The following is a 12221-nucleotide window of genomic DNA, read 5'->3' as shown; positions in this document are numbered from 1 at the left end:
GTAAACCATTATAAAACACCTGAATCAATCACATGGATTGGTTCAGGTGTTTTCGTTATAACTGCTTCGTCGATAGGATGACAATCGTCTCATCGAGCACCGTGTAATAGGCGTCTTCGAACGTTTGCCGCTCATTTGTTTCGAGATTGAACACGGTCACGCCCCCACCTGTTCCATCTGCCGCCGACTCATGGATGAAATAGTTCGAGGCGAGCACGCGCTCGAAAGGAGCCGTGTCGAGGAAGCGGGCCCCGGTCGTCGCGTCAATCAATTCGGTATGGTCCGTTGACTCTTCCACTTTAATGAAAATAGTGGAACTGACATCGTCATACGTGAAGTCAATCGGCTCGTAGGCGCCCCAGTCGACCACCGCCACCTCGCGGAGCACGTCCGGTGCTGTCAACTCATAAATCGTCTCCTCGTTCGCCTCGTCGACGAAAGTCGAGAACCGAAGTCGCTTGTTCCGTTCACCCAAGTATTGGACCGTGTCCCCTTCCCCGTGCAGACGAATTAAGTCCTCGAACGGAATCTCATCTTGACGGGACCTAACTGCCTCGACCGCCTCGTCGAGCGAACAAATCAGAATCGCCTCCGAATGGTCGATCGAATCGTCCGGGAAGACCCGACCGTCCTCGAGTGCCTCGTAATAGGCAAACTCGTCCAAGCGGGCGTTGCAGACGATATATGGAATGCCATCGAGCTCGGTCGAGAACAGATAGAGCTCACGGAACTTACCGGCATGTCCGACGAGTCGCTCGTCACGGATTCGCTCTTGGAACGACGTCTCCGCATCATACAGCCATGCCTCATCGGTATCTCCGAAACTCGTCAGGAAGAGGAAGTAACGGTCCGCGAGAACCCAATAGAGCGTGCTGTTACCACGTTTCTCGAACGTCGCGAGCACATCTTCTCGTCCAGAGCGATAGTCGAACGCAATCAACTCCGTGCGGACGACACCCGTCCGGTCTGGTATCTCATTCAAGAAATAGACGCGGGCGTCACTGACGAACAGCTTCGAGATCCCATAGTCTTCATAGGCGCGATGACTGATCGGCGTGACGGTACCGTCCGCTTCATCATAGCGATAGATCGAGAAACTCGTCTCGCCGGTCTTCTCTCGATAGTAGATGGACGTTTCGGTGACGGCAATCAAATCCTCATGGCTGATTGGCATGGCACGTGCGTCAACGATTCTCATAGGGCACCTCTCTCATAGGAAGATTCAACCGGCTCGACGGTGACGATGCCGGGTGGTCGTTTCGGGAATGAAATCCGCAAATGGGCGAACTCAATGATGGATTGGTGAGGATCGGTCTTCTCGACCCAACGGACGCGTTGGCGGTTCGCCAAGGCGTGGCCAATCTTTTCTTCAATTTGGAACTGGGAAATGCCACGATAGGCGACTTCTTGGATATAGGTCGATTCATCAAGCTCAAACTGTTGCCAAATGCCCATCACGAGCTGTCCGAGCGAGGAGACCCGCCGCTCAGGCAAACGGACCGTCCGGAGCGTCTGTTCCACTTCCTTCAAACATTTGAGCGGGTCGTCCGCGACGGCAAACAGTCGCTTAGCCGAGTTGTTCATGACCCGGTAACGTCGTTTCCCGCTCTCGAGCCGAAGCACTTGCGCATAGGGTTCGACCGGCACCCCATGAAAGAACGTATCGGTCCCACCCCAGGAAAAGCCGAAGGCGGGATCGAATTTCTGAATCGTGTTCATGAAGGCGAGCATGAAATCCTCGACCTCGCGACGCTCAAGCCGTATCCATTCGGCGAGCGCGAGGGTGCCGCGGTCCTTTTTGATGCGATGCACCGGGAAGAACAGGTCCCCTTCGGCCAGTCGATGCGGTTTGAGCTCCGTCCCGTCGGCGCGATAGTCCGTCGCCGGACGGCCGCTCCGGCCCGCATAGATAATCCATTCGTCCTCGGTGCTTTCGAACGCGTAGGCTTGGTGCGCCCAAGGTGGTGTCACATATAGGGCCGGATACTCTTCATACGTCTCGAGGTGCAGATAGGAGCGGTCGGTCCACAGTTGCGCGAGCAAGCGCACGATTTCTCCCGTCTCTGATTCTTTCGGTGCGATATAGTTGCCGGTATTGCCGATATACGTCAAGACATGGAAGTCATAGGCGTGATACAAGTGTCGGACGATGCGCTCGAACACGGCGGCAATCATCCGTTCGAACAGCGGATGGTCCTCGTTCCGGTCGACCGATGTCGCATCGACCGTGCACATGAGCCACCCCATGCGGACGTACAGGCGAATCCGGAGCGGATACGAGATCAATGGGGATGATGACGCATGAATCTCCGTCAGACCGAGGTTGGCCATGTTCTCGACTTGTAACGTGAATCCGCTACGCCTCAGTTGTTCCTCCATCTTCTTTTTCCAATTGATCGTCTCCATTCGCATTCACTCGCTTTCCGTGGCCATCGTTCTCGTGTGGCTCATTGTGAAATTTTTCCCGTTTCTTGATTCATACAAACGCCTTTCCGTCAGCATGTTCGGTGAGACGCTGAAGCGCCTCATCAACGATAGCGCGCGACGTCCCGAAATTGAGGCGTTCGAACGTCTCGCCCGACTCCCCGAACGGGTGACCTGGCGACAAGAACAGACGGACTTCCTCGTGCAACCACTTCTTCCGCGGTTCCGTTTCGAAATTGAGCGCCTTGAAGTCGATCCAGAGGAGATAACTCGCCTCAGGCATGTACGTCTTCAATTGGGGCAGCTCTTCCTGGAACCGCTCGACGAGGTACGTCGCCTGCTCCTCGAGTTCGGCCGTCAATTGGTCGAGCCAACGCTCGGCCCGTGAGTCGGAATAGGCGGCGATGATGGCCGTGTTCGCGAACGGTGTCGGTAACACATGGTGTTTGTTTTGGACTTGGATAATCCGTTTTCGCATCGCATCGTCCGGACAGATGATGTACGACGCGAACAGCCCCGCGATATTGAACGCCTTCGACGGTGCACTCACCGTGATGACCGAGTCATCGAGGCGATTGAGGGCGGTATGCCGTTGTGACGGATAGGTCAAGTCGGCATGAATTTCATCGGCGACGAGGATGACGTCATGGCGACGTGCCAGCTCGACGACTTGCTTCAGCTCGGACTCGGTCCATACCCGTCCGACCGGGTTGTGCGGCGAGCAGAGCAAGAACAACTTCGCCTTCTGCATCTGTGTCTCGAGCGCGTCAAAGTCCATCTCGTAGCGACCATCGACTTGACGGAGCGGAGCGTCGAGCAACTCCCGTTTCAACCCGGTGACCAGTTCATGAAATGGCGGATAGACGGGCGACTGGATGACGACCCCATCCCCTTCCTCCGTCAACGCCTCGACGATATGCGTCAATCCCGGTACGACGCCACTCGAGAACAAGACGTGATCGGCATCGACCTTGAGCCCGTGACGACGGTCATACCAAGAACTCACGGCTGCTTGCGCCTCTCTCGAGAACAATGTGTACCCGAACTCTCCTGTCGCGGCCCGTGCCGTCAGCGCCTCCGAGATGGACGGTGCCGTGCGGATATCGATGTCTGCGACCCACAGCGGCAAGACGTCATCTGTCAAATGGAACCAGCGGTCGAGCCCGTCCCATTTCACCGAATCCGTTCCCGTCCGGTCAAGCGATTGATGTAAGATTGATTTCATGTTCATCCCTCCTACTCCTACTGTAACAAAAAACGAGCGTTCGAGTCCGCAAAACGATGGCGGATTCGAGACGCGTCGGCTATAATCGACCGAGATACTTCAAGGAGGTGAACCCGATGACCGTGACCGTCATCCGCCATAAACGCCGGAAACGGGCGGCTTTCTTCGTGACGCCGGACGGCATCGAGCTGCGGATTCCAGCTAGGCTCCCGAACCGAGTCGTCGAGACAATATTGACGGAACATGCCGGCTGGATCGAAGATCGCCTCGCGGCACTGCCCAAGCGTGACGTCTTACCAGCCGACAGACTGCTTTTGCACGGAGAGACGTTTTCGCTCGTGAAAAGCAATACCGAGACAAGGTTCCGCTTCGACGGCGAAAACTTTTACTGTCCTGCGAAGTGGGACGAATCATCGCTTCGGAAAGCGTACGAGGTCTGGCTACGAGAACGGGCCCTCGCTTATGTGATGGAAAGGTCCCCCCACTATGAACGTCAACTTGGTGTGAAGGCGGAACGAATCCGCATCGGCCACCAAAAGACGCGCTGGGGGTCATGCAGCTCGACCGGGACGATCTCGATCAACGTCCGGCTCATGCTCGCCCCGCAGGACGTCATGGATTATGTCATCGCCCACGAATGGGTCCATCTCGTTCATTTCGACCACTCGAAAGCGTTCTGGTCGAAGCTTGCGTCAGTGTATCCAAACGTCGCCGGCGCGATGGCCTGGTTGAAACAGCATGGCCATACGCTGCAAATCAAAAAAACCAATTGAACGTGTCCCTTGTCAGGAGGCATGTCCGATTGGTTTTTTAAATGGCGGAAGTGAACCGCTCGGCTGTGCCGTTCAGCGATTCGGCCGACTGTTCGATATGCTCGAACCGCTCAAGCGTCTGTTCCATGATGCGGACACTCTCTTGAATGTCTGTACTGGAGCGGGATACGCCGTCGACGATTGAGACGAGCTCTTTGTTCATCCCGTCCGTGTTCGCGCGCACTTCGATGACGGCGCGTTCGACGAGACGTGACAGGTTCCGGACCTCGGTCGCGACGACGTTGAAGCCGAGACCGTGCTCACCTGCCCGTGCGGCCTCGATGGCGGCGTTGAGCGACAACAAGTTCGTCTGGGCGGCAATTTCCTTGATTGTGCTAGCGATTTTCGTGATCTCGGCGGCCTGCTCTTGCAAGTTCGTGAGCGTTTTCAAGTTTTGATTCGAGTCCGCATCAAGGCGTTCGATCGTCCGTTTCAACTGTTGACTCTCTTCCATGCCACGCCGGGCCCGGTCGTCAAGATTAGCGGCCATGTCACGGAACGAGCGCGCGTATTCTTCGATCGTCTGTTGGCGACTCGTGATGTCGGAGGCGATTTTGACGACGCCGACGACTTCATCCTGTTCATAGATTGGCATATAGGTCGCTTCGAGCCAAATTGAATCACCGCGGGCGTCGATGCGCTCGATTTTGTCGGCCGAACTGAAGCCGTCGAACAGCTTGTTCCAAAACGCTTGATAGTCCGGACTGCTGACGAAACTTGGCGTGCAGAACAAGTGATGGTGCATCCCGATAATTTCGTCACGTTTATATTTCATTGCCTTGGAGAAGAGGTCGTTCACATCGACGACGCGTCGTTGACGGTCGAATCGGATCATCGCCACGTTGGCCTCGAGGGCACGGAGCACCTCAGGGGATGAGAGGCTAGCAAACTTTGTCAGTTCCATTCCGATTATTCCTACCTTCTTTTCTCGATTTCCTTTAGTGCTTTATTCCTGGAATGTAGCGGAATTCTAGTGTACCCTGTGCGAAAATTCCTGAATAGCGTCGGTTTTTGAAATCGAGTCAATATCTTGAATTTGAAGTGTTTTCCAGTTGGTTCACTGCTAAGTCCATGAACAAAGGACCCGTGCCATGCACGGGTCCCCTATCATTCCTGGTCATCGAATATTGATTTGAACAGCGTGACTTGGTCGGCCGTGAGTTCACCCCGGCTGTCCTTTGGATCGATGCCGCCGATTATCTGTTCTTCGTACCAAATCCCGAAGTCGAGTGAACGTTCTGGCGCATCGTTCGGCGTGAACACGAACGTCGCTTTCACATCCGGTTCCCGCTCGATCGGGACGGGCTGGTCTTCCCACTCGACTTCCTCCGTCGTTCGATCAAGCTCGGCATTCGTCTCAGCGTCGGTAATGGTGCGTGTCGGCCCGTATTCCCCATCAGTATGTATCGTATGGTACTCGATACGAGACGGATCCACGTCTTCCTCGCTACTCGCACAACCTCCAAGCAACAGTCCCGCGCAGATGACATATCCAACTAACATGCGTTTCAACAGAACATTCCTCCTCGATTTACAACCAATCCGTTCATTCGAAAGCCTGTGGGAATAACTCTTGGAACGTCTCCGCCCCAGCGCTCGACAGTTTGAACACTTCCCCGGACTTCACGTCTTTCACGAAGACATCGACTTTCTTCGACCGTTGCTGGTAACTGACATCGAACTGTTGACCGAGATTCCCGTGCAACAGCGTCAAATACTTATAGTCTTCCGTCTCACCACTCTTCGTCGACGGGCGCGCGGTCTCGATGGCTTCGATCAATCGATCATACGCCTCGCCTCTAACATTCACCGCATCAGGGTAAGGGAGCGGGACTTCGCGGTGATACGGATACTGATGGAGGTAAGCGACCGCTATCTCGTCTAGATCTGCAGGATCTGTAAGGAGAGGGCTCGTTCGATAGCGCATCGACACGGTTTTTGTTACGTTTTGTCCGTCCACGTCAATCGTGAGGTCATATAGCGGATAAGGTGTCATCGGTTCCATCGTGCCACCGTTATGGATTCGACGGAAGGTTAAACTGTCAGCCCCGTTGAGCAAATCGGCATCTTGTAAAATGGAGGAGGAATAGCGAGCCTTGTCTCCACCATAAGACTGGAGCAGATGAGGCATGTTCGTGGCCTTATCTCGTCCTAATGCGATAAACACATCGGACGGTCTAAGGTTCGGCAAAAAGTGGAAGAATGGGTTAAAGTAGCCCCCTTCTTCAATCCCAATCTCAACCGTGCCGCTAAATCCAGGCGAAATCCTCATAAGTGTGACCGGATACGGTTCCATGTCTTGTCCATTGTCATAGAAGGCGTCCGGCTTATGTAACGCAGCCCGTTCATTTGCGGTCGCGATATGGACGGTCGGAAGGAACGAAATCTCCGTGCCGACCTCGTCTTTCAAGTAGGCAGGTCTTTCTGCAAGCTCGACGGCCCCGTACCCTTCCATCCCGTCCATCCGGTCTGATTTACAGAGCGCATAGATTGTATCCCCCTCGACATAGGTCACTTCATTAAAACTATATCCATAATAGTCATCATTCATAAGCGGGGCCCGGGTCGCATACGCCATCCCGAGGATTGAAAACGTCTCTCCATCTAGTTCGGTCAGTCGTTCCTTGTCTTCACATTGGTTCAAAATTGTTTCGGCATCCACTACAGGCTCTTGACTGTTCAACGTAACCCGTTCGGCTTGCCAGTGCTCCTCGATATGGCCATAGCGGACGACGTCCACGTCTTCCGAGCAGCCTGCCGTCAACCATAACAGTGACAATGACATCAACGCTCGTTTCTTCATGTTCAAGCCACTCATTTCTTCTTCAAGTCAGGGAAGTAGGACAAGAACGTCTCGGCCCCTTCGCTCGTCAGTTTGTACGTCTCGTCGGTCGAGCGGTCGGTCACGTAAATATCCATCTTTTTCGAGCGCTGTTTATACGTCACCTCGAACTCTTGTCCCTTGTGTCCATCGACGATTGTTAGAAGCGGATAGTCGCCTTCATCACCTTGACGCTTCGTCGGTTCAGCGGAATCGATTGCTTGGACGAGGTCATCCATATCGTTCCCCGCTGCTTTTAAAAGAACCGGGTATGACAACGGAGATTCCGGGTTGAACGGCTGTTGATGAAGATAAACGAGTGGACCGACCACAAGTGGCATGTAGTCTTCGTCGGGGTGTGTCTCGAGCTGCTTTCGTTCCGCTGTCGATAATAAGTCAGAGGTGCGGTATGTGAACGTCATCGTCTCATTGACGACTTTTCCGTCACGAGTATAGGTGAACTCATACAATGGATAAGTCTGGTCCGGGATGAGCTCCGTCTCGAGGGGGAGGCGCTCGACGCTCAACGCTTCATATGTAAGCCCTTCTGCGGTTTGGTCAATCATCGACTCGAGTGGAGTCACCGAGAAATAAAGGTCCGCAAACATGAGCAGCAAATACGGTTTCTCAGTAATCGTGTCGTAACCGATCGCTACTTTGATGTCTTTCATGCTGGCCATCGACGGATCGAACGAGAACAACGGATATGGACTCGGCATTCCCCCGATTTCTACTTCAATCTCACCGTACAGAGCCGGGGAAAAGGCGACGAGCGTTTCGAGGAACGGTTCAATCCGGTTGCCTGACTCGTTCAATTCATCGGCATCCCGTAAGGCGGTTTTGGCGGACTTATCGGCCGGACCGACGATTGGATAACGACCGATCGGTGTCCCCGTTGATACGTCCACATCGTCAGGGAACGACTCGATCACTTCCGCCGAGAAGCGGTTCGAGACCGTGTCACGACAAAGCACATAATTCTCATCCCCTTTCATATATGATACGGCCTTGAACGCATACTCCTCACCCGTGTCCGTCATCGGATAGCGGTTCGCCACGATCGTATCGAACACAATCAAGTCGCCTTCCAGCTCGGTCGTCAACTTACCGCTACAGGCTTCAAGCGTCTCGTCGGCTGAATGAAGGGAAATCAACTCCTCCTTGGCATACTTACTGACGGTCCAATGCGCGTCGACGTAAGACAAGTTTACGACGTCCGGCTTTTCCCCACCGCAACCAACCAATAAGCCTGTGGATAGTACAAATAAACCGACTAACTTTTTCAAATCATCCGCCCCTCACCATTTATTTGTACCAATTTTACCATTATATTACTTTAGGAGGGAACACGAAAAAAACCGTCCGACGACCTGGACGGGTTCAATGACCGTTACACAGTTTTATCGATGGCTCGGGTCAATCTCGTCTCGACATCGCGTGCCACAGCTTGGAGCGACTCATCCTCGATCAGTTCGATCAGTTTCGTCGGCTTTGGCATCCCGACATGGGTCGACCCGTCTTTCGTGAAGACGGCGAGCTTGCATGGGAGGAAATAACCGCCTTCCCGGTGCGCCGTGATGACTTTTTTCGCTTCTTTTGGATTGCACACTTCGAGGATGCGGTAGTCTCCATCAATCGCTTGGCCTTTCTCTTCGAGCGTCTCACTCAAATTGAAGTCCCAAAGCACCCCGAACTCTTCCTCTTTGAGCGTCGTTTTCAGCTTCTCGACGACCGCTTCGACCGTCTGATCGGTCTTGACCGTGTAATCAAACATGTGAACCCCTCCTAAGATGTAGTCTCTCTCGTCTTGTACCCGAAGTGAGGACCGACAAATCGTCTGTTCGGTCGAAAAAAGTATATGTGATTTGAAACATATTCGATGTCCGTCACGTATGTATGAGAGAAAATAAACAAGTCCATACTTACGTAAAGGAGAAGTGGTTGCCGTGACGGTCACCGTATTCACACATACAAGCTGCAGTTCTTCCCGTAAGACGATCGATTGGTTACGTGAGCAGAACATCCCGTTCATCGAGAAGAAATTGACCGACCAAGGGATGTCGTTCACCGAGTTCAAAGACATGCTCCGCCTCACCGAGAACGGGACGACCGACCTGTTGTCCGTTCAAAAGAGCGTGTACAAACAAGCGGCGGATCACCTTGACGAGATGTCGCTCCGTGAGCTGTACAGCTTCGTGGCGTCGCATCCCCAGATTTTGAAGAGTCCGATCGTCGTCGACGACAATCGGATTCAAATCGGGTTCAGCGAGAAAGAGATTCGTACGTTCATCCCGCGCCATGACCGCATTGCCGAATTGAAACGATTGCTCGACAACAAGTAAGAGCCCTGCCGAAGCAGAGCTCTTTTCTTATGCCTTCTTGAGTCGGGCCGCCAAGCGGTTGCCGAACGACTGAATCGATTGGACGAGTAGAATCAAGACGAAGATGGTCACGTACATGACCTCCGGCTCGAATCGAAGATGCCCGTATTGATAGGCGATATCGCCGAGTCCGCCTGCCCCGACGAGTCCTGCCATCGCGGTCGCCCCGATCAAACCGATCGTCGCAATCGTCAGACCGAGCACGATTGAAGAGCGGGCCTCCCGGATCAACACGTACCAGATGATTTTCCGGGTCGAGATGCCCATCGCTTCATACGCCTCGACGACCCCGCGGTCGACCTCGAGCAGCGCCGACTCCATGAGCCGCGCGATATACGGCGCCGTGAACACGATGAGCGGCAACAGCACGCCTTGGACGCCGATTGTTGTTCCCATGATGAAACGGGTGAACGGGAGGATGAAGAATAAGAGAATGATGAATGGGATTGAACGGACGACGTTGATGACGCTCGACAAGATGCCGTAGAAATAACGGTTGGCGAGCCGCCCGTTCGGTCGCGTCAAGACGAGGAGCGTCCCGAGCGGCAGTCCGATCAACGTCGAGATGACGAGTGCGATGCCGGTCATCGTGAGCGTCTGAATCGTCCCCGTCCAAATCAAGTCACCCCAATTTTCCCAAAACTGAAGCATAGTTCGTCACCTCCTTCACTTTCACACCGCTCGCCTCTAAGAAGCGGACGGCTTGGTCGGTCTGGCCCTCATCGCCGTCCAAATGGACGAGTAGATTACCGACGAGACCTCCTTTAAGCTTTTTGATGCCGCCCCCGATGATGTTCGGCAGCAAGCCGAACCGTTTCGTCAATTGGGCGAGCACGGCCTGTTCACTTTGATGGCCGATGAACGACAAGTTGACGAGCGTCCCGTGCGTGCTCAATTCTTCGACGACCTCTTTCGGGACATCGAGGTTCGTCTTCAAGAACTTGCGCGTCGTCGCATGCTGCGGGTCCGAGAACACGTCGAGCACGTCCCCTTCTTCGATGATCCGGCCGGCCTCGATGACCGCGACCCGGTCGCAGATGCGCTCGATGACTTCCATCTCGTGGGTGATCAAGAAAATCGTCAGCCCGAGCTCGCGATTGATGTCGAGAAGCAGGTCGAGAATCGACTCGGTCGTCTCCGGGTCGAGCGCGCTCGTCGCCTCGTCGCTGAGCAGGATGTCCGGCTCATGTGCGAGGGCGCGGGCGATGGCGACACGTTGCTTCTGTCCGCCCGAAAGTTGCTCCGGATAATGTTTCCGATGATCCGTCAATCCGACGATGTCGAGGTACTTGTCGACGCGTTCGCGGATTATCCGCTTATCGAGTCCTTCGAGACGGAGCGGGATGGCGACGTTCTCTTCGACGGTCGCCGTCTTGAGCAGGTTGTAATGTTGGAAGATCATCCCGATGCGATGACGTAGCTTCGAGAGCCCTCGTTTGTCGAGCTTCGTGACGTCCTGTCCTTCGATTTCGACCTGGCCCGACGTCGGGCGTTCGAGCAGGTTGATCATGCGGATGAGCGTGCTCTTTCCTGCCCCGCTTCGGCCGATGATGCCGAAGATCTCGCCTTTCTCGATGGTGAGCGAGACGTCGTCGAGTGCGGTGACAGCACCTTTATTTACCGTGAACGTCTTCGTGATTCCTTTAAGTGCGATCATAGGCCCTCCTTAAAACGCCGGGACGATTGAGCCGTCGAACGTCTCTTCGATGAACGTCCGGACCTCGTCCGAGTGATAATACGATTTGAGCGTCGCGACGACTTCGTCATCCTTGTTGTCGGTACGGACGACGACGTAGTTCGGATACGGGTTGTCGACCGTGTCTTCATGGAACAAGGCGTCCTCGTTGATCGACAGGCCGGCACCCATCGCGAAGTTCGTGTTGATGGCAGCGAGTGCGACTTCCGGGAGCTGGGTCGGGAGCTGCGACGCCTCGAGTTCGATGAATTCAAGGTTGAGCGGGTTCTCGGCGATGTCACGTTTTGTCGCCTTGTCTGTCAATCCTTCTTTGAGCGTGATGAGTCCCGCTGTCTCATAGAGACGGAGCGCGCGTAGCTCGTTCGCCGGGTCGTTCGGGACGGCGACCTTGTCACCTTCTTTCAAGTCCTCGATGTCGGTCAATTTCTCTGAGTAGAGACCCATCGGGAAAGCGACGGTCTTGAACACGTCGTCGATTTTATAGCCTTTATCGGACTTTTGCAGTTCTAGGAATGAGAGCGTCTGATAACTGTTCACGTCGAGGCTGCCCTCGGCGAGCGCCGTGTTCGGCGTATTATAGTCGTTGAACACTTTGATATCGAGTTCGAGGCCGTCTTCGGCCGCGAGTTCTTTCACTTTCTCGGCGATCTGTTGGTGCGGCCCGCCCGTGACGCCGATCGTGAGCGACTCCGTGCTGAGCGCCTCGCTCGCGTCCGATTGTCCGCATGCTGAGAGCGCGATGGCGGCGAGTAGTGATGTTCCTGCAAGTACTGTTTTCTGTTTGATGTTCATTTGTTTTCCTCCTCCAAAATGAAAGCCCGCTACTCATTCAGAGTGGCGGGCACGACAAGTCAAAGTCGGA

13 protein-coding genes are annotated in these 12221 nt (G+C 54.4%); 2 read left to right on the top strand and 11 right to left on the bottom strand.

The annotated features are described in order from the left end of the window. Positions 1-55: 55 nt before the first annotated feature. The 3 genes from KNP71_RS13155 to KNP71_RS13145 form a co-directional block, all read right to left on the bottom strand. On the bottom strand, positions 56-1198 hold the full coding sequence (locus KNP71_RS13155) for a hypothetical protein (protein ID WP_131472653.1): 1143 nt from the start codon (positions 1196-1198) through the stop codon (positions 56-58). Further along, entirely contained in the window at positions 1195-2406 is a 1212-nt protein-coding gene (locus KNP71_RS13150) for a hypothetical protein (protein ID WP_214830861.1), read from the bottom strand. Before KNP71_RS13150 ends, KNP71_RS13155 begins: the two co-directional genes overlap by 4 nt. 70 nt (positions 2407-2476) lie before the next feature. Then, on the bottom strand, positions 2477-3649 hold the full coding sequence (locus tag KNP71_RS13145; RefSeq protein WP_131472648.1) for a MalY/PatB family protein: 1173 nt from the start codon (positions 3647-3649) through the stop codon (positions 2477-2479). 116 nt (positions 3650-3765) lie between these two features. Between KNP71_RS13145 and KNP71_RS13140 the strand changes: the two genes are divergently transcribed. Then, a complete protein-coding gene (locus tag KNP71_RS13140; RefSeq protein WP_131472646.1) occupies positions 3766-4422 on the top strand; it encodes a M48 family metallopeptidase in 657 nt (218 codons plus the stop codon). A gap of 37 nt (positions 4423-4459) precedes the next feature. On the opposite strand, the gene KNP71_RS13135 is transcribed toward KNP71_RS13140, so the two are convergent. The 5 genes from KNP71_RS13135 to KNP71_RS13115 form a co-directional block, all read right to left on the bottom strand. After that, positions 4460-5365, bottom strand: a complete 906-nt coding sequence (locus KNP71_RS13135) for a methyl-accepting chemotaxis protein (protein ID WP_131472644.1) — start codon at positions 5363-5365, stop codon at positions 4460-4462. Positions 5366-5568: 203 nt separating this feature from the next. Continuing rightward, the gene (locus KNP71_RS13130; RefSeq protein ID WP_131472642.1) at positions 5569-5973 is read right to left on the bottom strand and encodes a hypothetical protein; all 405 of its coding nucleotides are present in this window, start codon (positions 5971-5973) and stop codon (positions 5569-5571) included. A gap of 34 nt (positions 5974-6007) precedes the next feature. Continuing rightward, on the bottom strand, positions 6008-7264 hold the full coding sequence (locus KNP71_RS13125) for a hypothetical protein (protein ID WP_131472640.1): 1257 nt from the start codon (positions 7262-7264) through the stop codon (positions 6008-6010). A gap of 11 nt (positions 7265-7275) precedes the next feature. Beyond that, the gene (locus KNP71_RS13120) at positions 7276-8568 is read right to left on the bottom strand and encodes a hypothetical protein (protein WP_131472638.1); all 1293 of its coding nucleotides are present in this window, start codon (positions 8566-8568) and stop codon (positions 7276-7278) included. A gap of 104 nt (positions 8569-8672) precedes the next feature. Next, a complete protein-coding gene (locus KNP71_RS13115) occupies positions 8673-9056 on the bottom strand; it encodes a DUF302 domain-containing protein (protein WP_131472636.1) in 384 nt (127 codons plus the stop codon). A gap of 172 nt (positions 9057-9228) precedes the next feature. On the opposite strand from KNP71_RS13115, the gene KNP71_RS13110 reads away from it, so the two are divergent. Further along, entirely contained in the window at positions 9229-9624 is a 396-nt protein-coding gene (locus KNP71_RS13110; RefSeq protein ID WP_131472634.1) for a Spx/MgsR family RNA polymerase-binding regulatory protein, read from the top strand. Between the two features lie 27 nt (positions 9625-9651). Here the strand turns inward: KNP71_RS13110 and KNP71_RS13105 are convergent, their stop codons facing one another. The 3 genes from KNP71_RS13105 to KNP71_RS13095 are packed head-to-tail and all read right to left on the bottom strand — an operon-like array spanning position 9652 to position 12151. Then, the gene (locus tag KNP71_RS13105) at positions 9652-10314 is read right to left on the bottom strand and encodes a methionine ABC transporter permease (RefSeq protein WP_034777647.1); all 663 of its coding nucleotides are present in this window, start codon (positions 10312-10314) and stop codon (positions 9652-9654) included. After that, a complete protein-coding gene (locus KNP71_RS13100; protein WP_131472632.1) occupies positions 10286-11320 on the bottom strand; it encodes a methionine ABC transporter ATP-binding protein in 1035 nt (344 codons plus the stop codon). The genes KNP71_RS13105 and KNP71_RS13100 overlap by 29 nt, the downstream gene beginning before the upstream one ends. A gap of 9 nt (positions 11321-11329) precedes the next feature. After that, on the bottom strand, positions 11330-12151 hold the full coding sequence (locus KNP71_RS13095) for a MetQ/NlpA family ABC transporter substrate-binding protein (RefSeq protein WP_021067482.1): 822 nt from the start codon (positions 12149-12151) through the stop codon (positions 11330-11332). Between the last annotated feature and the right edge of the window lie 70 nt (positions 12152-12221).

This window comes from Exiguobacterium sp. s56 (assembly GCF_018618255.1).
Taxonomy (GTDB): Bacteria; Bacillota; Bacilli; order Exiguobacteriales; family Exiguobacteriaceae; genus Exiguobacterium; species Exiguobacterium chiriqhucha.
Note: the sequence above shows the minus strand (reverse complement) of the source record. Positions and strands in the feature narration are given on the sequence as shown.

Coding starts and splice junctions, on each gene's coding strand:
- KNP71_RS13155 (WP_131472653.1), bottom strand. CDS start 1,198: ATGAGAATCGTTGACGCACGTGCCATGCCAATCAGCCATGAGGATTTG.
- KNP71_RS13150 (WP_214830861.1), bottom strand. CDS start 2,406: ATGGAGACGATCAATTGGAAAAAGAAGATGGAGGAACAACTGAGGCGT.
- KNP71_RS13145 (WP_131472648.1), bottom strand. CDS start 3,649: ATGAAATCAATCTTACATCAATCGCTTGACCGGACGGGAACGGATTCG.
- KNP71_RS13140 (WP_131472646.1), top strand. CDS start 3,766: ATGACCGTGACCGTCATCCGCCATAAACGCCGGAAACGGGCGGCTTTC.
- KNP71_RS13135 (WP_131472644.1), bottom strand. CDS start 5,365: ATGGAACTGACAAAGTTTGCTAGCCTCTCATCCCCTGAGGTGCTCCGT.
- KNP71_RS13125 (WP_131472640.1), bottom strand. CDS start 7,264: ATGAAGAAACGAGCGTTGATGTCATTGTCACTGTTATGGTTGACGGCA.
- KNP71_RS13115 (WP_131472636.1), bottom strand. CDS start 9,056: ATGTTTGATTACACGGTCAAGACCGATCAGACGGTCGAAGCGGTCGTC.
- KNP71_RS13105 (WP_034777647.1), bottom strand. CDS start 10,314: ATGCTTCAGTTTTGGGAAAATTGGGGTGACTTGATTTGGACGGGGACG.
- KNP71_RS13100 (WP_131472632.1), bottom strand. CDS start 11,320: ATGATCGCACTTAAAGGAATCACGAAGACGTTCACGGTAAATAAAGGT.
- KNP71_RS13095 (WP_021067482.1), bottom strand. CDS start 12,151: ATGAACATCAAACAGAAAACAGTACTTGCAGGAACATCACTACTCGCC.